Source organism: Stenotrophomonas maltophilia (assembly GCF_013464485.1).
In the GTDB taxonomy this organism is placed as follows: domain Bacteria; phylum Pseudomonadota; class Gammaproteobacteria; order Xanthomonadales; family Xanthomonadaceae; genus Stenotrophomonas; species Stenotrophomonas maltophilia_AW.
This window is the reverse complement of sequence record NZ_RAUX01000014.1, coordinates 1-16373: the sequence shown is the minus strand read 5'-3', so window position 1 is coordinate 16373 and position 16373 is coordinate 1. Positions and strand designations below refer to the sequence as shown.

The following is a 16373-nucleotide window of genomic DNA, read 5'->3' as shown; positions in this document are numbered from 1 at the left end:
CAGGCAATGGCATTGACCAAGGCGGAGATGGCGGAAAAGCTGTTCGACGAAGTCGGTCTGAACAAGCGGGAAGCCAAGGAATTCGTCGACGCGTTTTTCGATGTGCTGCGTGAAGCATTGGAACAGGGACGTCAGGTGAAGCTGTCGGGCTTCGGTAATTTCGATCTGCGGCGCAAGAACCAGCGCCCGGGTCGCAACCCCAAGACCGGCGAGGAAATTCCGATTTCCGCCCGTACGGTGGTCACCTTCCGTCCGGGCCAGAAGCTCAAGGAGAGGGTGGAAGCTTATGCTGGATCCGGGCAGTAACCGCGAACTACCGCCGATCCCGGCCAAGCGCTACTTCACCATTGGTGAGGTCAGCGAGCTGTGCGACGTCAAGCCGCACGTCCTGCGCTACTGGGAAACCGAGTTTCCCAGCCTTGAGCCGGCCAAGCGCCGAGGCAACCGCCGCTACTACCAGCGCCATGATGTGCTGATGGTGCGGCAGATCCGCAGCCTGCTGTACGAACAGGGCTACACCATCGGTGGTGCACGCCTGCGTCTGGACGGTCCCGATGCCCGCGAGGAATCGGCGCTGAGCAACCAGATCATCAAGCAGGTGCGCATGGAGCTGGAAGAAGTGCTGCAGTTGTTGCGCCGCTGATCCCATTTCCATCGTAATCCGCTATACTTCACGGCCCGCCGCACTGGCGGGCACATCGCAGCATCAGTCGGGGCGTAGCGCAGCCTGGTAGCGCATCTGCCTGGGGGGCAGAGGGTCGTCGGTTCGAATCCGGCCGTCCCGACCACTGTGATGAATCAAAGAGCCTGCGCAGCGATGCGTGGGCTTTTTTGTGCGCGGCGCAGCGCGATCAGCCGCCGGTGAAGCGGTAGATCAGTTCCGGATCGTCCTCGTCCAGCCCATGCACGATGCCGCTGCCCACGAAGCCGTTGGCAGCGAGCAGGCGTTGCATGCCGATGTTGGACGCATTGGTCGAGGTGAACAGCTTGCCGCTACCGCGCCGCGTGATCGCGTGCCGCAGCAGCGCGGTACCGATGCCTTGGCCGCGCTGAGCGTTCGCCACCATCAGCATTTCAACGAAAGCTTCACCGAAGAAGTGGTGATGCATGACCAGGTAACCAACGACTTTGTCGTCCTGCTCGGCGACCTGCAGGCTGCCGTGTGCCAGCCAGTCGCCAATCTGCATGATCCGCCCTGGATCAATGGCTGCCACGCTGTCGAGCGCGATCAAGGCATCCGCGTCCTGGGGGCTGCCGTTACGCACGCGCAGAGAATGGGAAGTCCGCCTCATCGCGGGCGGAGCTGCAGCAACAGGCCGCCACCCGATACAAAGCAGGCAAGCAGGACGATGATCGACAGCGGCAGGTGGAATTCATTGCGACCGAGCAGGGCAAACGCCAGGTGGATCAGCGCCGTGCCAATGCCGAGCGCGCCACAAACCAGTACATAGCCGCGCGCCATGGATGTGCCCAGCAGGGTGTGGCGATAACCCCAAAGCACGACGCCGACTGCGAACAGGTTGAACAGCAGGAAGCCCTGGATGCCGCCGGGCACATGGAACATGGTCCATTCCTGCCAGAACGCAGCGTCGATCTGATGCAGGATCAATGCCAGCAGCGCCGCCAGATACCATCGTTCCATGTCGTGCTCCCTGCCATGCAGGCCATAGTCTATCCACTCTGCCTTGCACGAACGCCTGCTCGTTGCAGCCAGCGCATGGAAGGCAGTCAGTACACCCGGAACTCGGCGCGGCAGCCGTCGCTGACCCACACGCCGCGACGGTCCCAGCCCCAGTTGCGGTCCTCGATGCAGGTCGTCACCGATTTCTGCTTGACCAGCCGTACCTCGTGGCGAACGCGAATCCGGCACTCCTTGTCCTTGTTCTCGTAGGACTCGCAGACCAGGCGTTCACCCTCGTTGTCGCGATCACGGCCGCGGCCACGTCCCGGCCAGCGCCCGTATCCGTCGGCGACGAATTCGGCGCGGCAGCCGTCGGTCACCCACAGCATGCGCCGGCTCTGGCCCCAGTTCTGGTCTTCCACGCAGCGGGTGACCGACAGTTGCCTGGCCAGGCGCATCGGGCCCTCGATGGGGCATTGCTCGGTCTTGTTGAACTGGGATTCGCAGCGCAGCGCCGGAATGTGATCAGTGTCGTAGTCCTGGGCGGCCACGGCGGTGGCGGCCAGCAGCAGGGCTAGGGCGGCGCCGGTGATCGGCAGCAGCGGGCGAACGGTCATGGGGAGCCTCGAGCGGGGATTCGGGCGGCAAGAATGACCCAGCACGGGGCCGTCGGAACGCATCGTTCCGGAAGTGGCTCAGTAGGGATTTAGTAGTGCGCACGGGCCCATGCAGAGGCTTACATCCCGTATCATCGCTGCACATCCGATCGCATCGGTTTACACCTTCTTACATGTCTTCCACGCCTGTCGGCGCAGCCTGTGGCTGCCGTCACTGGTGTGCGGGCGGCCTGTGGGGGAGGATGCGCGGACCACGACGACCACAGGGGGTTGCGTTGATCAGCAGTACCGTCATTCATCGCTCGGCCGACGCAGGCGGCGCCGAGGTGCGGGTCCTGGACACCACGTTCAAGGGCAAGCATGTGTTCATTGCCTGGGGCCTGCGCGGGCCGGAACTGACCCGTAGCGCGGACCCGGCTGCGACCGTGGCCGCACGCAAGGCGCTGCACGCGGTTGCCGGCCACAGCGAAGGGCCGCGCAGCCCGGAAGTGTTCATCGCCAACCAGTCGGCGGTGGCGATCACGGTCTATCGCCTGCTTACCGAAGCGCGCTCCGGCGATGCCATCTTCTTCCTGTGCGATTCTCAGGCGGTGGTCGAGTGGCTGATCACCGCGCTGGAAGTGCAGGGCGCGGACTGATTCCGCGCTGCATCGGAGGCAGGATCAGGCCAGTGCTGCGTCCACCGCAGCCCGCGCATGCAGGGCAGTGGTATCGAACAACGGCACTGCACTGTCCTCCGGGCGTACCAGCAGCATGATCTCGGTGCAGCCAAGAATGATCGCTTCGGCACCGCGCGCCACCAGTCGAGCGATCACGTCGGCGTAGACCTGCCGCGAGTGCTCGCTGGCCACGCCGGCAATCAGTTCCTGGTAGATGATGTCGTGCACGCTGCGACGATCATCGGCATCGGGCACCAGCACTTCCAGGCCGAAGCGTTCCTGCAGCCGGCCGCGGTAGAAGTCCTGCTCCATGGTGAAGGCGGTGCCGATCAGGCCCACCTTGCGTGCGCCTGCCTGCACGATGGCCTGGGCGGTGGGGTCGACGATATGCAGCAGCGGCAGTGGGCAGGCCGCCTCGATGCGGTCGGCCAGCATGTGCATGGTGTTGGTACAGACCAGCAGCAGATCGGCACCACCGGCCTGCAGGCGTCGAGCGGCCTCGACCATGCGGTCGCCCAGTGCATCCCAGTCGCCGTCGTGCTGCAGCTGCTTGATCGGGGCGAAGTCCACCGACCAAAGCAGCAGTTGCGCCGAATGTGCGCCACCGAGGCGCTGCCGCACGTCCTCGTTGATGAGCCGGTAGTACTGGGCCGAGCTTTCCCAGCTCATGCCGCCGATCAGGCCAAGGGTCTTCATGCACAGCTCCATGCCGGGGAGCCGTCATTGCAGCACAGTCGATGCGGGAGTTGCACAACACATTAGTGATTGCTAATGTGTTTGCCATGATCGAGAACGCCCTGTTCAAGGCGCTGGCCGACCCCACCCGCCGCCACATCTTCGAAAAGCTGGCCGAGGGTGGTCAGCATGCCAGCGCGCTGCGCGAGGGCATGGCGATCAGCCAGTCTGCGATGTCCCAGCACCTGGCGGTGCTGCGCGATGCCGGGCTGGTGAGCGAACAGCGCCAAGGCCGCTTCGTCCACTACGAGGTCGATCCACGCGGGCTGGCACACATCGGCAACTGGCTGCAGCGCTACCGGGCCTACTGGCCTGCGCGGATGGATGCCTTGCAGGATCTGCTGAAGGAGATGGACTGATGGACGATGCTCTGAACGAAGCGGCTCCCTCCTTGGTGATGGAGCAACGGCTGCCAGCGCCACCGGGACGGGTCTGGCGCGCACTGTGCGATCCGGTGCTGCGTGAGCGCTGGTTGCCTGCAGCAGATCTTGCCGACCCGCAGCCCTGCCTGTGCGAGGACGGACGGGAGCTGGGGTTCCACTTGCGCGATGCGCAGCCTCCACATCTGCACAGCCTGGTGTGTTTCCAGCTGCGCGCGGATGACAGTGGGGGGACGGTGCTGACCATCGTGCATCGGCTCACCGACCTGCGCGCGCTGCTGCCGTTGGCCGCCAACGACGATCGTCGCACCATGATGCGCGCGGCCTGAGGCAGCGCGTCAATCCCACCGGACAAGGAGCAGGCACATGCGGGACAGAATGCAGCTGGTACCGATGGTGGTGGAGCGCAGCGAGCGCGGCGAGCGCTCCCATGACATCTACTCGCGGCTCCTGCGCGAGCGCATCATCTTTCTCAACGGCGAAGTCGATGAAGCCGTGTCGGCGCTGGTCTGTGCGCAGTTGTTGTTCCTGGAATCGGAAAACCCGGAGAAGCCGATCCATCTGTACATCAACTCGCCAGGCGGGGTGATCTCCAGCGGCCTGGCAATGTACGACACGATGCAATACATCTCGGCACCGGTGCATACGCTGTGCATGGGCACCGCACGGTCGATGGGTTCATTCCTGCTGATGGCCGGCGAGCCGGGTCACCGCTCGGCGTTGGCCAATGCCAGCCTGCACGTGCACCAGCCGCTGGGCGGGGTGCAGGGCCAAGCTTCGGACATCTTCATCCACGCCGAGGAGATGCAGCGCACCAAGCAGCGCATCACCCGCCTGTATGCGCAGCATTGCGGACGCAGTGTCGAGGAGGTCGAGCAGACCTTGGACCGCGATCATTTCATGAGTGCCGAGCAGGCATGCGAATGGGGCCTGATCGACCAGGTACTGGTACGGCGCGACGCGCTCGCTGCCTGAGCCAGCCTCTGTAACCACCACATCCACGCTGTGCTGTATGTGCCGCGCGCTGCAGGCGCGTTCTATGCTGGTTGGGTCTTCTGAAGTGGAAGTGCGCTATGGCCCTGCAAACCTGGTGGTGGTTCCTCGCCACGGTGTTCGTTCTGTGTGGCACGCCGGGGCCGAACATGCTGCACATCCTTGGTCGCAGCGTCGGACTCGGCTTCCGCGGCAGTGTGCCGGCGATGGCCGGCTGCCTGCTGGCGATGCTGCTGGTGCTGGCCGCGTCCGCTGCTGGCCTGAGCGCATTGCTTCATTCCTCGCCGATGCTGTTCGAGGTGCTGCGCTATCTGGGCGTGGCCTATCTGGCCTGGCTGGGCCTGAAGGCATGGCGTGACAGTTGCCGGCCGGCACCACCGGCAACAGTGGATGCCGCAGTACCGATGACGCCGACGCTCGATGCCTGGGCAGTGTTCCGTGGCGGCCTGCTGGTCGGTCTGAGCAACCCAAAGCTGCTGCTGTTTGCTGCCGCATTCCTGCCGCAGTTCGTCAATCCTTCACGGGGCCAGGCACTGCAGTACAGCGTGCTGGTGGCGACCTTCGCCGCTTGCGAGCTGTTCTGGTACGTGATGTACGCGGCCGGTGGCCATGGTATGCGCCGCTGGCTGGCCAAGCCGTTTGCGCGACGCTGGTTCGAGCGGCTGGTGGGCAGCGTGTTCCTGGCGTTTGCCGTCGCGCTGCTGCGCTTCCGTCCGCGCTGATTCACGCTGCGCACGCGGCCCGTTCACGACTGCCGCATCGGCGACGGCCTAGCCTGATCACACCGTTTGCATTTCCTGCAGGGAAAGGACTGACATGATCAAGTGGGCCATCATCTTTGCCATCATCGGTGTGATCGCCGGCGTGCTCGGCTTCGGCGGCGTTGCCGGTGCCGCGGTCGGCATCGCCAAGTTCCTGTTCTGGGCCGGCATCATCATCGCCGTGGTGCTGTTCCTGCTCGGCATGACCGTAGCAAAGAAGGTCAGCTAGCGTTGGCCGCGCAGCAGCGTGCTCAGTGTGCGCTGCTGCGCGAGAACAGGTTGATCACCAGTACACCGGCGCAGATCAGACCGATGCCGATCAGCGCCGGCGCATCCAGGCGCTGCTTGAACACCACCAGCCCGATCAGCGAGATCAGCACGATGCCAACGCCGGACCAGATCGCGTAGGCGATACCGGTCGGCACCGACTTCATGGTCATCGACAGCAGGTAGAAGCACAGGCCGTAACCGACCAGGGCGCCCAGCGTCGGCGCCAGCCGGCTCATGCCGTCGGATGCCTTCAGCAGGGATGTGGCGATCACTTCCAGCACGATGGCGGCGGCGAGATAGGCGTAGGGATTCATCACAGGCTCCAGTTCACTGCGGATCGCACAGCTTCAGTGCCTGCTCGGCCATGGCCAGTGCGTTGGCGCGTTCTTCCTCGTCCAGCGGGCGGCCATACGCGGTCGCCCAGTAGCCATCGGCGGCGCAGCGCGCGGCATATAGCCGGGGGTCGTTGGCTTCGCCGGCGAATTCGGCCAGCATCGCACGCTTCCAGGTACGCCAATGCGCGAGCAGGGCCGGTTCCATCAGGTTGCCCAGGGTCAGGCCGATGTCGTTGTCCTGCTCCTGCTGCAGCAGATGCTCGAAATTGGCCTGCACATAGGCGCGGCTGAAACGGCCATGGCCTGCGGGATTCTCCTGCAGCAGGGCACGTACCCGCGCTTCGAACTCGCCGATGAGCGCTCCGATGGCTTCATCCACCAGTGCCTGCTTGCTGCTGAAGTGATGGAACAACGCCCCCTTGCTGACGCCGGCGGCCTGCGCGACGTCCTGCACGGTCAGCGCGGCCAGGCCATTACGGCCGATCACTTCAATGGTGGCCTGCAGCAGTGACTGGCGCACGCTATCGGGCGCCTTGCGGCGTGAACGGGAGGGCGATGCGGACATGGCGGGAAGAAACCGACTGGACGGTACGATTGTAGCGCAGGCCCGCCGATTACCGCGCGCTGCCGGCCGAGGCCGCCAGTGGAACCGTCATGCGTCGATGCGGGCGAAACGTGGCTGCGGTCCGTGCTCACCGGGCACCTGCTCGACGAACATGGCGTACGGGCGTACCCACAGGCCGCCTTCGCCGTACAGCGCGCGGTACAGCACCATCGGCTGCAGGCTCTCGCTGCTGCGGACGATGTCGAGCACTTCGTACTCGCCGCCCTTGAAGTGGCGGTAACGGCCCGGGGCCAGGGTGGGGAGCGGACTCAGCTCAGCCATGGTGGGCGCGACTCACTTGCGCGCCGGGCTGGCCGGCTTTGCACAATAGGCATCGATGGCCTCGGCGGTATTGGCCAGTCCCTGTGCCTGCGCCAGTTCCCACGGGCGTTCGCAACGCTGGCTGTGCTCGCACCACTGGTAGCCGGCCGAGCCGATGCAGCCATGCGCATCGCGATCGCCGCCGACCACTGGCGTGGCTGGCGACGCGCTGCTTGCCTCGGCACGTGCGGGAGTCGTGTCCGGGCTGGCGCAGGCGGCCAGGACCAGCAGCGCGGGAATCAGAAGAAGTGCTTTCATTGGCCAGGCTCCGTACCCAAAGCGCTAGTTTCGGCCGCATGAAAAGTGGCAGCAAGCACTCAGTGCATCGCGGCGCGGATCAGTTCCTCGATCAGCACCAGATAGCTGGCCACGAAATAGAACTTCAGCAGCGTCCAGCGCTGCTGCGAGAAGAAGGTGCGCATGTGGAAGGGGCCCCTGTTGGTGACGGTAGTGTGAAGCTCTGCCAACTCCGTGACAAGAGTCACGAAACGGCTTCGCTAAACAGCCTCAGGGATGTGAGGGCGGGGTGCCCTGACCATGTGGCGCGGCATTTTCGTACAAATCTGATAGGCCAACCCGGAGGCGCTCGCTAGCCTGACGGTGTACCCGCAGCCATGGTCTTTCCTGCTGCAGGGGTGTCCTTTCCTCCGCAGGAGCTTTTCATGGTCATCACCGTCCAATGCAATGCCCGGCACTGGTCCGTCCTGGACCCGCAGGCGCACGACACAACCCGCTACGCACGTGGGGCCGAGGCATTCGACGCCGCCGCAGCGCTGGCCCAGGAGCATCACCGGCGTACCGGCCAGCGCAGTACGGTCCGGGTCGAGGCGCTCGGCAATGTGGTGGATGCGCTCCACTTCGGAGGTTGAGTCCTCCGGCCGGGGCGCAGTCAGCCACGGTTGAGCTGTTTGAATGGGGAAAGAACCGCTGAAGGCGGCCCCCCTGTGCGCCACGCGATGAATCCCCGATGCTTGCGCCATCGTATTCATCCGGAGATTCCGATGGGCAAGGCACTCACCTGGCGAACCCTGGCCTGCACCCTCCTGCCCATGCTGGCGGCCGCGGGCGGTGCCCAGGCGCAGAGCTATGGCTTCGGGTATGACGATGACCGCTACGGTGGCCGTGAGGGGAGTGGAATCGTGCGCTGCGAGTCGATCAAGAATCGCAGCAACGAGTGCCGTCTGGAAGGTCGCGCCCGGATGATCCGCCAGTTGTCCGGCTCGCCGTGCGTGGAAGGTGAGACCTGGGGGCAATCCCGCTATGGCATCTGGGTTACCCAAGGCTGCCGGGCCGAGTTCGTGGGTGAATACCGCCGCGGCTGGGGTGGCAGTCATGGCGGCGGCTGGGGCAACAGCAGCAATGGATGGGGCGGTGGGGACGTGATCACCTGCCACTCCAACGGACACCGCCAGGAATACTGCGATGCCCGTATCCGCCGAGGTGTGCGACTGGTCCGCCAGGATTCGCGCAGCGCCTGCATTGAAGGCCGGACCTGGGGCTGGGACCGCCGCGGGATCTGGGTCAGCGATGGCTGCCGCGCACAGTTCCAGGTGAATTGAGCGGGAGTCCTCGAAAATCAGAATAATCTGATACAGCTCACATTTTGAACGTCGTATCTTCTGCGATCAGGGGCATTTCTGTGTGCTCCTGACTCGTCGCGATAATGAGTGCCGCAAACGGCACACATGTCCCGCCCACCGTCGATACGCTGTCTCAAGGAGTGAGCTGCATGTTGATCCGCCTGCAATGCGAACAGCGCCAATGGCGTGTACTGCATCCGGACCGGCCGGAGCCGATCGATTTCCGCGACGGTGCCCGGGCCTTCGACTTCGCTGAAACCCTGGCGCGCCTGCACTTTGTTGATACCGGGCAGCGCGCTGCCGTGCGGGTGGAGGCCAGCGGCGCCTTCGTGGAAGCGGTCAGTTACGGCTGAGGGTTGGGGCTCCAGGCCAGATCATCTTTCGGGAGCCCGTTATCCACGGAGTGGGGATCGGCCTCAGCTCGCCTCGCTGAGTGGCGGGGTGCCCGGCGCCAGCTGCGGCCAGCGCTTGAGTACCGCTGCACGGATGCCTGCGGCATCGATACCGGCTTCAGCCAGCAGGTCCTCGCGGCTGGCGTGGTGCTGGTAGCTGTCGGGTAGGCCCAGGTGCAGGATCGGGCGCAGCACGTCCTCGGCATTGAGCAGTTCACCGACACCGGAACCAGCGCCGCCAGCCACCACGTTGTCTTCGATCGTCACCAGGCCTTCGTGCTGGGCGGCGATGGCCAGTACCAGCTCACGGTCCAGTGGCTTGATGAAGCGCATGTTGACCACGCTCAGGCCCAGTTCGCGGCCGACCTGCTCGGCGGCGGCCACGGCGCTGCCGAAAGCGAGCAGGGCGATGCGGCTGCCCTGCAGGCGCAGCTCGCCCTTGCCGATCGGCAGGGTGGACAGGTCGGTGCCGGCCGCAACGCCGGTGCCGGTACCACGCGGATAGCGCACGGCGGCCGGGCCCGGGTGCTGCAGGCCGGTACTGAGCATCTGCCGGCACTCGGCTTCATTGGATGGCGCCATCACCACCAGGTTCGGCACGCAGCGCAGGAAGCTCAGGTCGAGGTTGCCGGCATGGGTCGCACCGTCCGGGCCGACCACGCCGGCACGGTCGATGGCGAACAATACGTCCAGGTCCTGGATGGCGACGTCATGTACCAGCTGGTCGTACGCGCGCTGCAGGAAGGTGGAGTAGATCGCCACCACCGGCTTGCCGCCCTGGGTGGCCATGCCGGCGGCGAGGGTGACTGCGTGCTGCTCGGCAATTGCCACGTCGAAATAGCGCTGCGGGTATTCCTTGCTGAAACGCACCAGGCCGGAGCCTTCGCGCATCGCCGGCGTGATGCCATACAGGCGTGGCTCGGCCGCGGCAGCATCGCACAGCCAGTCGCTGAACACATCGGTGTAGGTCGGCTTCTTGGCGCCAGCCTTGGCCACCAGGCCCTTGTCCGGATCGAACGGGCCCACCGCGTGGTAACCGATCTGGTCGCCCTCGGCTGGCTCGTAGCCCTTGCCCTTGGTGGTCATCACGTGCAGCAGCTTCGGGCCCTTGGAGGCGCGCAGCGTCTTCAGCGTGGACAGCAGGGCAGGCATGTCGTGGCCGTCGATCGGGCCGGTGTAGTGGAAGCCCATTTCCTCGAACATCGTGGACGGCACGAACATGCCCTTCCAATGCTCTTCCCAGCGCTTCACGAAGCGTGCCGGATTGTTCTTCTTGTCGCCGAGGATCTTCTTGCCGCCTTCGCGCAGTGCATTGAGGGTGCGGCTGCCGGTGGCGCGGCCCAGCATCTTGGTCAGGCCGCCGACCGCCTCGGAGATCGACATGTTGTTGTCGTTGAGGATCACCAGCAGGTTCGGTTCCGGGTCCATGCCGCCGGCGTGCATCAGCGCTTCGAAGGCCATGCCGGCGGTCATCGCGCCGTCACCGATCACCGCCACGATCTTGCGGTCGTCGCCTTCGGACTGGCGCGCGATGGCCATGCCGAGTGCGGCCGAGATCGAGGTGGAGGAGTGGCCGACGCCAAAGGTGTCGTACTCGCTTTCCTCGCGCTTCGGGAACGGCGCCACGCCGTCCTTCTGCTTGACGGTATGGATCTCGTCGCGACGGCCGGTGAGGATCTTGTGCGGGTAGGTCTGGTGGCCGACATCCCAGACCAGCTGGTCATGCGGGGTCTGGTACAGGTAGTGCAGGGCCACGGTGAGTTCGATCACGCCCAGGCCGGCAGCGAAGTGGCCGCCGCTCTTGCCCACCGATTCGATGAGGTAGGCGCGCAGTTCGTCGGCGACCGCCCTCATTTCGGATTCGTCGAACGTGCGCAGGTCATCCGGTGTCTGGATGCGCGCGAGGCGGGGATAGCGGGCAGAGTCGATCATCATGTTCGCACTTGTTCTGAACGCCCATTTTCGCCCTCAAACGGGGGTGGGGCAAGCAAACGCCGCCGCCCGTGACAGGACGGTGAGGGTTGCATTTTCAGCGATTCAGGTGCTCAGTTTTGAGCGCTTCGGCAATTGCGCCTTCAGGAAGGCCATCTGGTCGGCCAGGATGTTGCGGTTGGACAGGATCAGATGCTCGATCCAGCTGGGCCGGTAGGGCACCGCCAGCAGTGGCATTCCGGCCTGCTGCGGGGTGCGGTCGCTCTTGCGTGAGTTGCAGTGGAAGCAGGCGGTGACCACGTTTTCCCAGCAGTCCAGGCCGCCCTTGGACAGCGGCATGACGTGGTCGCGGGTGAGCGTGGGGCGGTTGAACTGCTGGCCGCAGTACATGCACAGGTGGGCGTCGCGGGCGAACAGGGCCGGGTTGGTCAGGTTCGGCGTCGGGTCGATCGCACGGGAGCGGGCGTGGCCGCGCGCGGCGATGATCGGGTGCAGGTCCATCCCGCTCTGCAGACCGCTGAAGCGGTTGGTGCCGCCGTGGATGTGCAGGCAGGGATCGCCGAGTGTCCACGCGACGGCTTCGCGGGCGTAGAGGCACGCGGCATCCTGCCAGGTGATCCAGTCCAGTACGCGTCCGTGAGCATCAAGCGAGAGCAGCCGGACCGAACCGGGGCGATGCAGCGTCGTGGCGTTGGGCGATGCTTCGGCGCCCGGAGCAGAAAACGGAGCTCCGGCTTCGATCAGACCCAAGCGTGTAGTGTCTGTCTCCATCGGGAGAACAGCTTATACCTGAATCATTGCGATTTGGGTATCGCCCCGAGGGCGATGCCCAAATCGCAAGATTCAGGTCCACGCATTCCTCCTATCCCCGCACCTGTCGGTGCGCCCCCCTTTAGCAACCCAGCCCGCCGTTGGCGCGCTGGGTTGCCCGCGCATTCTTCCTAATCCCCGCGCCTGTCGGCGCGCCCCCTTTAACAAAAGGGGGCTTTTCTCCAGATGGATTTCGGTGGTTTCCATCCACGCATGGCGTGGATCTACGGTGTCGACCAAGGTCGACACCTACCAGCAGCAGAAATCTGTCGAGGGCGGGGTGGGTCCGGTTGCGGGGGCGTGAGCCGCATGGATGCGGCGACCGAGCTTACATGGACGTACTTGCAGCGTCCCCCGCAATTGGACCCACCTCGCCACCCCGCAGGAAGCCAGCTCTTGCCGTTGATGTTGCTGTTGCGGTGGCCGGCCAGCGGCCGGCACTACCGCGGGTGCCGGGCGCCGCCCGGCTCAGGCGCCGAAGCGCTCGTCGTCCATCGCCATCAGCGGGGCGGCGCCGGCCTGGATCGCGGCGGCGTGGCTGAGCGTACGCGGCAGCACGCGGGCGAAGTAGAACCGTGCGGTCTCGCGCTTGCCCTGGGCGAAAGCGGCGCCGTGCGCGCTGGCATCGGCGGCCGCCACGCTGCGGGCCCACCAGTAAGCCAGCACCACGTAGCCCGAATAGAACAGGTAGTCATAGCTGGCCGCGCCCAGTTCGTCCGGGTTGGCGGCCGCGCGCTGCAGCACGTCCAGGGTCAGCTTGCCCCATTCGGCGGCCTTGGCGCGCAGCGGGCCGATGAACTCGACCAATGCTTCATTGCCCTCGTGTTCCTTGGCGAAGGCTTCAATCTCGGCCAGCATCAGCTTCAGTCCGGCGCCCTGGCTGGACGCGGTCTTGCGGCCGATCAGGTCCAGCGCCTGGATGCCGGTGGTGCCTTCATACAGCGTGGTGATGCGGGCATCGCGGGCCAGCTGCTCCATGCCGTGCTCGCGGATGTAGCCGTGGCCGCCGAAGCACTGCAGGGCGTTGTAGGTGTTCTCGATGCCCCATTCGGTCTGGCAGGCCTTGGAGATCGGGGTCAGGAAGCTCACCAGGGTGTCGGCGCGCTCGCGCTCGGCAGCATCCTCGGCGTGATGGGCAACGTCGATCAGGGTAGCGGCGTGCAGGGCCAGCAGGCGGCTGCCTTCGACCAGCGACTTCACCGTCAGCAGCATGCGCCGCACATCCGGGTGTACCAGGATCGGGTCCGCCGGCTTGTCGGGGAACTTGGCACCACTCAGTGCGCGCGACTGCAGGCGCTCACGGCTGTACTTCAGTGCGTTCTGGTAGGCGCGTTCGGACAGGCCGATGCCCTGCAGGCCGACGCCCAGGCGCGCGGTGTTCATCATGGTGAACATCGCCTGCAGGCCCTTGTGCGGCTGGCCGACCAGGTAGCCCTGTGCACCATCGAAGTTCATCACGCATGTGACCGAGCCCTTGATGCCCATCTTGTGCTCGATCGAACCGCAGCGCAGCGCATTGCGCTCGCCGACGTTGCCGTCGCGGTCGACCTTGAACTTCGGGGTGACGAACAGCGAGATGCCCTTGGCGCCCGGAGGAGCGTCGGGCAGCTTGGCCAGCACCAGGTGCACGATGTTGCCGGTCAGGTCGTGTTCGCCGGCGGTGATGAAGATCTTGGTGCCGGTGATCGAATAGCTGCCATCGGCATTCGGCTCGGCCTTGGTCTTCAGCAGGCCCAGGTCGGTGCCGCAGTGCGGCTCGGTCAGGCACATGGTGCCGGTCCAGCGGCCTTCGATCAGCGGCTTGAGGAAGGCCTCGTGCTGCCACGCCTCGCCGTGCTGCTTCAGTGCTTCGATGGCGCCGTGCGAGAGCAGCGGGAAGTTGCCCCACGCAAGGTTGGCGGCGTTGATCATTTCGTTCAGTGGCACGCCCAGGGTGTGCGGCAGGCCCTGGCCGCCGAGTTCCGGCGAGGCGGTCAGGCCGGTCCAGCCGCCATCGACGAACTGGTCGTAGGCCTGCTTGAAGCCGGGCGGGGTGGTCACTTCACCGGTGGCCTGGTCGAGCACGCAGCCGATCTCGTCGCCGACGCTGTTGAGCGGGGCCAGCACGGTGGCGCTGAAGCGGCCGGCTTCTTCCAGCACGGCATCGACCACGTCGGCGGTGGCGTCGGTGAAGCCCAGGCGGGCGAACAGGGGTTCGACCTTGAGCACATCGTGCAGGGCGAAACGGAGGTCGGAAAGCGGGGCGGTGTAGCTGCTCATCGGTACGTCTCGATTTGATCAGGGACAGGGGGTAGCGGCGCCGGGCGCCGCGGCGGAAAGCGGGGGTCAGCGCAGCACGCCCGGCAGGCCCGGGGCCTGGTTGAGGGTGCTGCGGTTGCTGATGTCGAAGCTGCGCTGCTTCTTTTCCTGCGGCGTGGCCGCGACCGTTCCCTTCAGGCCGTAAGCCAGGGTGCGGTTGCTGGCCAATGCGTCGGCCACCACCAGGCGTGCGGCCGAGCTGGGCGCCAGGTCGACATTGATGACATCGGCCGAGGTGCCGCCGATGGAGATGCCCGGCTTGGCCTGCAGGGTGCCGGCGTCGCTGTCGCCCACGGTCAGCGCCAGCGAGACATCGTCGAAGGTCATCGGCATGGAGCTGAAGTTCTGCAGGCGCAGGGCCACGGTCCAGTTGCCGTCGGCGCGCACGGTCAGCTGCTGCAGGCTGGCCGCCGGTTCCGAAACACGCTTGACGATGCCGTTGCCACAGGCGGCAAGGGCGAGGGTGCTCAGGACGATCAAGGCGATACGGAAACGGTGGAGCATGGGCGCAGGTCCTCTGGAGGGGTGCGTTGGATAAGCATACTACGGCGTATGGTCGTTTGGATCGCCTGTGGCGACCCGTCGCAGAGGGTAGCGCGTGAAGATGGCGACTGGGCGTGCGCGGTGCCGCATCGGGCGCGTGTAGCGCGCCGGATGCGGGGTGGTTCAGTCGGCGGATGTATCGCGCAACGGTGCCATCAGGCGCAGCGGGCCGAGGTCGTAGCCCATCGTCTCGGCCTTGGCTTTCAGCTGTTCGAACCGGGCGCGATCCATCTCCGGCAGGCGCGAGAGGATCCACAGGTACTTACGGTCCGGTTCACCGACCAACGCCCACTGATAGTCCGGGTCCAGGGCCAGGACCCAGTAGTCGGCCCAGACCAGTGGCACCCAGCTCAGCCAGTCCGGCACGAAGCGGACCTGCAACTGGCCGGGATGGCCGGCAACCGGGCGTGCCACGCCTTCAGCAACCACGCGTTCTCCGTCGCCGTTGCGGCAGGCGTTGGTGACGCTGATGCGGCCATCGCGGCGCAGCCCATAATTGGCGGTGATCTCGCCGACGCATTGCTTCTGGAACGACACCGGCAGGTGCGCGATCTCGTGCCATTGGCCTGCATAGCGATCGATGTCCAGCGTGTCGACTGCACGCACCGGTTCGGCGGCGATCACCGGGGAGGCGGCCAGCAGCAAGCAGGCGAGCAGGGCGGGGCGCAGAGGCATCGGCAGGCTCCAGGCAGGAGTCCTGAGCTTAGGCGAGCGGCCACGGGCGCGTGTAAAGGTTCCATGCGCCGGCATCATTGCCGTCGTCAGTTGCGGCTACTGCTCGAACGGGCGTTGACTGCGCTCGTCGCCGTCAAAGGTAAGTGTCCGCGTATGCAACGTGCCGCTGCCCATATCCCATTTGAAGGTGTCCAGCCCTCCGCCGCCAGTTCCCTTGGAATGCAGGCGTACTGCGCCGCGGGTCAGATTGTCGGTCAGCAGCAGTTGCGCGGAGCCGTCGGCGTCCACACGGAGTCCGGCCCGGTCCCGCCACCGGTCCTCGCCCTGTCCCTTCGGGGCGTCCAGGGCAAGAGCGACGCTGTTGTCCTCGAACGTGCTCAGGCCGCCTCGCTCGGCGCCGGAAGCGTCGAAAATCAGGATGCCGGCAGCGCGGCTTCGTCGCCCTTCTTCTACGCTGTCCTGGCCAATCTCCACCCGTACCACGCCGTGCTCGTCGAGTACCTGCAGCTGCCGCGTGCTCAAATGATCGACGTGTAATGGGGCATCGCGCTGCGAAAGCAGCCAGGCCGTGACTGCGGCCAAGCCAAGCAACAATACGGACAGCCCGGCAACCAGCCATTGCAGGCGTCGCAGCGATTGCTGTAGTTGGGACAGGGAAGGGGTGTCATCCATGTCATCAGTGCTCCATGCAGTGAACCAAGGACGGTACTACAGAGACGGCAGACACGATCGCGCAAAAAAAGACCTGCATTTCTGCAGGTCTCTGAAGATGGTGGCCGAAGACGGAATCGAACCGCCGACACGGGGATTTTCAATCCCCTGCTCTACCAACTGAGCTACTCGGCCA

Annotated in this window: 25 protein-coding genes and 2 tRNA genes; 12 read left to right on the top strand and 15 right to left on the bottom strand. The window is 65.4% G+C overall.

Features of this window, described 5'->3' with window-relative positions; translation table 11 throughout:
- Positions 1 to 6: 6 nt before the first annotated feature.
- The 3 genes from D7Y61_RS06655 (at position 7) to D7Y61_RS06645 (ending at position 788) form a co-directional block, all read left to right on the top strand.
- On the top strand, positions 7 to 306 hold the full coding sequence (locus tag D7Y61_RS06655; protein ID WP_005410432.1) for an integration host factor subunit alpha: 300 nt from the start codon (positions 7 to 9) through the stop codon (positions 304 to 306).
- Positions 287 to 643, top strand: a complete 357-nt coding sequence (locus tag D7Y61_RS06650; RefSeq protein WP_005410431.1) for a MerR family transcriptional regulator — start codon at positions 287 to 289, stop codon at positions 641 to 643. The genes D7Y61_RS06655 and D7Y61_RS06650 overlap by 20 nt, the downstream gene beginning before the upstream one ends.
- A 68-nt stretch (positions 644 to 711) precedes the next feature.
- Positions 712 to 788: transfer RNA gene (locus D7Y61_RS06645), tRNA-Pro, on the top strand.
- A gap of 63 nt (positions 789 to 851) precedes the next feature.
- On the opposite strand, the gene D7Y61_RS06640 is transcribed toward D7Y61_RS06645, so the two are convergent.
- The 3 genes from D7Y61_RS06640 to D7Y61_RS06630 form a co-directional block, all read right to left on the bottom strand.
- Positions 852 to 1292: a GNAT family N-acetyltransferase gene (locus D7Y61_RS06640; RefSeq protein WP_180865624.1), complete on the bottom strand. Its 441-nt coding sequence runs from the start codon at positions 1290 to 1292 to the stop codon at positions 852 to 854.
- Positions 1289 to 1642, bottom strand: coding sequence for a DUF6713 family protein (locus D7Y61_RS06635; protein ID WP_180865623.1), 354 nt, complete (start codon positions 1640 to 1642; stop codon positions 1289 to 1291). The genes D7Y61_RS06640 and D7Y61_RS06635 overlap by 4 nt, the downstream gene beginning before the upstream one ends.
- An 86-nt stretch (positions 1643 to 1728) precedes the next feature.
- Entirely contained in the window at positions 1729 to 2238 is a 510-nt protein-coding gene (locus D7Y61_RS06630; RefSeq protein WP_180865622.1) for a DUF3011 domain-containing protein, read from the bottom strand.
- A gap of 242 nt (positions 2239 to 2480) precedes the next feature.
- On the opposite strand from D7Y61_RS06630, the gene D7Y61_RS06625 reads away from it, so the two are divergent.
- Positions 2481 to 2876, top strand: a complete 396-nt coding sequence (locus tag D7Y61_RS06625; protein ID WP_012511691.1) for a hypothetical protein — start codon at positions 2481 to 2483, stop codon at positions 2874 to 2876.
- A 24-nt stretch (positions 2877 to 2900) separates the two neighbouring features.
- Here D7Y61_RS06625 and D7Y61_RS06620 read toward each other — a convergent pair whose 3' ends face one another.
- On the bottom strand, positions 2901 to 3593 hold the full coding sequence (locus D7Y61_RS06620; RefSeq protein ID WP_180865621.1) for an aspartate/glutamate racemase family protein: 693 nt from the start codon (positions 3591 to 3593) through the stop codon (positions 2901 to 2903).
- Between the two features lie 86 nt (positions 3594 to 3679).
- On the opposite strand from D7Y61_RS06620, the gene D7Y61_RS06615 reads away from it, so the two are divergent.
- The 5 genes from D7Y61_RS06615 to D7Y61_RS06595 all read left to right on the top strand — a co-directional run bounded on the left by D7Y61_RS06615 (position 3680) and on the right by D7Y61_RS06595 (position 5995).
- A complete protein-coding gene (locus tag D7Y61_RS06615) occupies positions 3680 to 3991 on the top strand; it encodes an ArsR/SmtB family transcription factor (RefSeq protein WP_042358872.1) in 312 nt (103 codons plus the stop codon).
- Positions 3991 to 4341: a polyketide cyclase gene (locus tag D7Y61_RS06610; RefSeq protein WP_180865620.1), complete on the top strand. Its 351-nt coding sequence runs from the start codon at positions 3991 to 3993 to the stop codon at positions 4339 to 4341. Before D7Y61_RS06615 ends, D7Y61_RS06610 begins: the two co-directional genes overlap by 1 nt.
- Positions 4342 to 4378: 37 nt before the next feature.
- Positions 4379 to 4987, top strand: coding sequence for an ATP-dependent Clp protease proteolytic subunit (locus D7Y61_RS06605; protein WP_180865619.1), 609 nt, complete (start codon positions 4379 to 4381; stop codon positions 4985 to 4987).
- Between the two features lie 98 nt (positions 4988 to 5085).
- Positions 5086 to 5727 (top strand): LysE family translocator, encoded by a 642-nt coding sequence (locus D7Y61_RS06600; protein WP_180865618.1) that lies wholly within the window; start codon positions 5086 to 5088, stop codon positions 5725 to 5727.
- A gap of 94 nt (positions 5728 to 5821) precedes the next feature.
- Positions 5822 to 5995, top strand: coding sequence for a DUF1328 domain-containing protein (locus D7Y61_RS06595; protein WP_180865617.1), 174 nt, complete (start codon positions 5822 to 5824; stop codon positions 5993 to 5995).
- A 22-nt stretch (positions 5996 to 6017) separates the two neighbouring features.
- Here the strand turns inward: D7Y61_RS06595 and D7Y61_RS06590 are convergent, their stop codons facing one another.
- From D7Y61_RS06590 to D7Y61_RS06575, 4 genes are all read right to left on the bottom strand, one after another.
- A complete protein-coding gene (locus D7Y61_RS06590) occupies positions 6018 to 6350 on the bottom strand; it encodes an SMR family transporter (protein ID WP_049430384.1) in 333 nt (110 codons plus the stop codon).
- 13 nt (positions 6351 to 6363) lie between these two features.
- Entirely contained in the window at positions 6364 to 6936 is a 573-nt protein-coding gene (locus D7Y61_RS06585) for a TetR/AcrR family transcriptional regulator (RefSeq protein ID WP_180865616.1), read from the bottom strand.
- Positions 6937 to 7023: 87 nt separating this feature from the next.
- Positions 7024 to 7257: a DUF1653 domain-containing protein gene (locus tag D7Y61_RS06580; RefSeq protein ID WP_180865615.1), complete on the bottom strand. Its 234-nt coding sequence runs from the start codon at positions 7255 to 7257 to the stop codon at positions 7024 to 7026.
- A gap of 12 nt (positions 7258 to 7269) precedes the next feature.
- Positions 7270 to 7554, bottom strand: a complete 285-nt coding sequence (locus tag D7Y61_RS06575) for a hypothetical protein (protein ID WP_180865614.1) — start codon at positions 7552 to 7554, stop codon at positions 7270 to 7272.
- 404 nt (positions 7555 to 7958) lie between these two features.
- On the opposite strand from D7Y61_RS06575, the gene D7Y61_RS06570 reads away from it, so the two are divergent.
- The 3 genes from D7Y61_RS06570 (at position 7959) to D7Y61_RS06560 (ending at position 9229) form a co-directional block, all read left to right on the top strand.
- The gene (locus tag D7Y61_RS06570) at positions 7959 to 8165 is read left to right on the top strand and encodes a hypothetical protein (protein ID WP_180865613.1); all 207 of its coding nucleotides are present in this window, start codon (positions 7959 to 7961) and stop codon (positions 8163 to 8165) included.
- Positions 8166 to 8297: 132 nt separating this feature from the next.
- On the top strand, positions 8298 to 8855 hold the full coding sequence (locus tag D7Y61_RS06565; RefSeq protein ID WP_180865612.1) for a DUF3011 domain-containing protein: 558 nt from the start codon (positions 8298 to 8300) through the stop codon (positions 8853 to 8855).
- A 170-nt stretch (positions 8856 to 9025) separates the two neighbouring features.
- A complete protein-coding gene (locus D7Y61_RS06560) occupies positions 9026 to 9229 on the top strand; it encodes a hypothetical protein (protein WP_005410416.1) in 204 nt (67 codons plus the stop codon).
- A 63-nt stretch (positions 9230 to 9292) separates the two neighbouring features.
- Here the strand turns inward: D7Y61_RS06560 and dxs are convergent, their stop codons facing one another.
- From dxs to D7Y61_RS06525, 7 genes are all read right to left on the bottom strand, one after another.
- Positions 9293 to 11200 carry a 1-deoxy-D-xylulose-5-phosphate synthase gene (dxs, locus tag D7Y61_RS06555; protein WP_180865661.1) on the bottom strand — a complete coding sequence of 636 codons (1908 nt, stop codon included), beginning with the start codon at positions 11198 to 11200 and terminating at the stop codon, positions 9293 to 9295.
- Between the two features lie 105 nt (positions 11201 to 11305).
- Positions 11306 to 11971, bottom strand: a complete 666-nt coding sequence (locus tag D7Y61_RS06550) for an HNH endonuclease (protein WP_019336875.1) — start codon at positions 11969 to 11971, stop codon at positions 11306 to 11308.
- Positions 11972 to 12478: 507 nt separating this feature from the next.
- Positions 12479 to 14269 carry an acyl-CoA dehydrogenase C-terminal domain-containing protein gene (locus D7Y61_RS06545; RefSeq protein WP_180865611.1) on the bottom strand — a complete coding sequence of 597 codons (1791 nt, stop codon included), beginning with the start codon at positions 14267 to 14269 and terminating at the stop codon, positions 12479 to 12481.
- 66 nt (positions 14270 to 14335) lie between these two features.
- Positions 14336 to 14812, bottom strand: coding sequence for an LEA type 2 family protein (locus D7Y61_RS06540; protein WP_180865610.1), 477 nt, complete (start codon positions 14810 to 14812; stop codon positions 14336 to 14338).
- A 162-nt stretch (positions 14813 to 14974) separates the two neighbouring features.
- The gene (locus D7Y61_RS06535; RefSeq protein WP_180865609.1) at positions 14975 to 15526 is read right to left on the bottom strand and encodes a lipocalin family protein; all 552 of its coding nucleotides are present in this window, start codon (positions 15524 to 15526) and stop codon (positions 14975 to 14977) included.
- Between the two features lie 96 nt (positions 15527 to 15622).
- Positions 15623 to 16198: a hypothetical protein gene (locus D7Y61_RS06530; protein ID WP_180865608.1), complete on the bottom strand. Its 576-nt coding sequence runs from the start codon at positions 16196 to 16198 to the stop codon at positions 15623 to 15625.
- Between the two features lie 98 nt (positions 16199 to 16296).
- Positions 16297 to 16372, bottom strand: a tRNA-Phe gene (locus tag D7Y61_RS06525).
- Position 16373 lies beyond the last annotated feature (1 nt).

Bases quoted from the DNA above. Each gene is read 5' to 3' on its own strand.
- D7Y61_RS06575 (WP_180865614.1), bottom strand. From the start codon at position 7,554: ATGAAAGCACTTCTTCTGATTCCCGCGCTGCTGGTCCTGGCCGCCTGC.
- D7Y61_RS06540 (WP_180865610.1), bottom strand. From the start codon at position 14,812: ATGCTCCACCGTTTCCGTATCGCCTTGATCGTCCTGAGCACCCTCGCC.
- D7Y61_RS06625 (WP_012511691.1), top strand. From the start codon at position 2,481: ATGCGCGGACCACGACGACCACAGGGGGTTGCGTTGATCAGCAGTACC.
- D7Y61_RS06640 (WP_180865624.1), bottom strand. From the start codon at position 1,292: ATGAGGCGGACTTCCCATTCTCTGCGCGTGCGTAACGGCAGCCCCCAG.
- D7Y61_RS06570 (WP_180865613.1), top strand. From the start codon at position 7,959: ATGGTCATCACCGTCCAATGCAATGCCCGGCACTGGTCCGTCCTGGAC.
- D7Y61_RS06580 (WP_180865615.1), bottom strand. From the start codon at position 7,257: ATGGCTGAGCTGAGTCCGCTCCCCACCCTGGCCCCGGGCCGTTACCGC.
- dxs (WP_180865661.1), bottom strand. From the start codon at position 11,200: ATGATCGACTCTGCCCGCTATCCCCGCCTCGCGCGCATCCAGACACCG.
- D7Y61_RS06560 (WP_005410416.1), top strand. From the start codon at position 9,026: ATGTTGATCCGCCTGCAATGCGAACAGCGCCAATGGCGTGTACTGCAT.
- D7Y61_RS06635 (WP_180865623.1), bottom strand. From the start codon at position 1,642: ATGGAACGATGGTATCTGGCGGCGCTGCTGGCATTGATCCTGCATCAG.
- D7Y61_RS06565 (WP_180865612.1), top strand. From the start codon at position 8,298: ATGGGCAAGGCACTCACCTGGCGAACCCTGGCCTGCACCCTCCTGCCC.
- D7Y61_RS06530 (WP_180865608.1), bottom strand. From the start codon at position 16,198: ATGGATGACACCCCTTCCCTGTCCCAACTACAGCAATCGCTGCGACGC.
- D7Y61_RS06630 (WP_180865622.1), bottom strand. From the start codon at position 2,238: ATGACCGTTCGCCCGCTGCTGCCGATCACCGGCGCCGCCCTAGCCCTG.
- D7Y61_RS06550 (WP_019336875.1), bottom strand. From the start codon at position 11,971: ATGGAGACAGACACTACACGCTTGGGTCTGATCGAAGCCGGAGCTCCG.
- D7Y61_RS06615 (WP_042358872.1), top strand. From the start codon at position 3,680: ATGATCGAGAACGCCCTGTTCAAGGCGCTGGCCGACCCCACCCGCCGC.
- D7Y61_RS06620 (WP_180865621.1), bottom strand. From the start codon at position 3,593: ATGAAGACCCTTGGCCTGATCGGCGGCATGAGCTGGGAAAGCTCGGCC.
- D7Y61_RS06600 (WP_180865618.1), top strand. From the start codon at position 5,086: ATGGCCCTGCAAACCTGGTGGTGGTTCCTCGCCACGGTGTTCGTTCTG.
- D7Y61_RS06545 (WP_180865611.1), bottom strand. From the start codon at position 14,269: ATGAGCAGCTACACCGCCCCGCTTTCCGACCTCCGTTTCGCCCTGCAC.
- D7Y61_RS06590 (WP_049430384.1), bottom strand. From the start codon at position 6,350: ATGAATCCCTACGCCTATCTCGCCGCCGCCATCGTGCTGGAAGTGATC.
- D7Y61_RS06595 (WP_180865617.1), top strand. From the start codon at position 5,822: ATGATCAAGTGGGCCATCATCTTTGCCATCATCGGTGTGATCGCCGGC.
- D7Y61_RS06655 (WP_005410432.1), top strand. From the start codon at position 7: ATGGCATTGACCAAGGCGGAGATGGCGGAAAAGCTGTTCGACGAAGTC.
- D7Y61_RS06610 (WP_180865620.1), top strand. From the start codon at position 3,991: ATGGACGATGCTCTGAACGAAGCGGCTCCCTCCTTGGTGATGGAGCAA.
- D7Y61_RS06605 (WP_180865619.1), top strand. From the start codon at position 4,379: ATGCGGGACAGAATGCAGCTGGTACCGATGGTGGTGGAGCGCAGCGAG.
- D7Y61_RS06535 (WP_180865609.1), bottom strand. From the start codon at position 15,526: ATGCCTCTGCGCCCCGCCCTGCTCGCCTGCTTGCTGCTGGCCGCCTCC.
- D7Y61_RS06650 (WP_005410431.1), top strand. From the start codon at position 287: ATGCTGGATCCGGGCAGTAACCGCGAACTACCGCCGATCCCGGCCAAG.
- D7Y61_RS06585 (WP_180865616.1), bottom strand. From the start codon at position 6,936: ATGTCCGCATCGCCCTCCCGTTCACGCCGCAAGGCGCCCGATAGCGTG.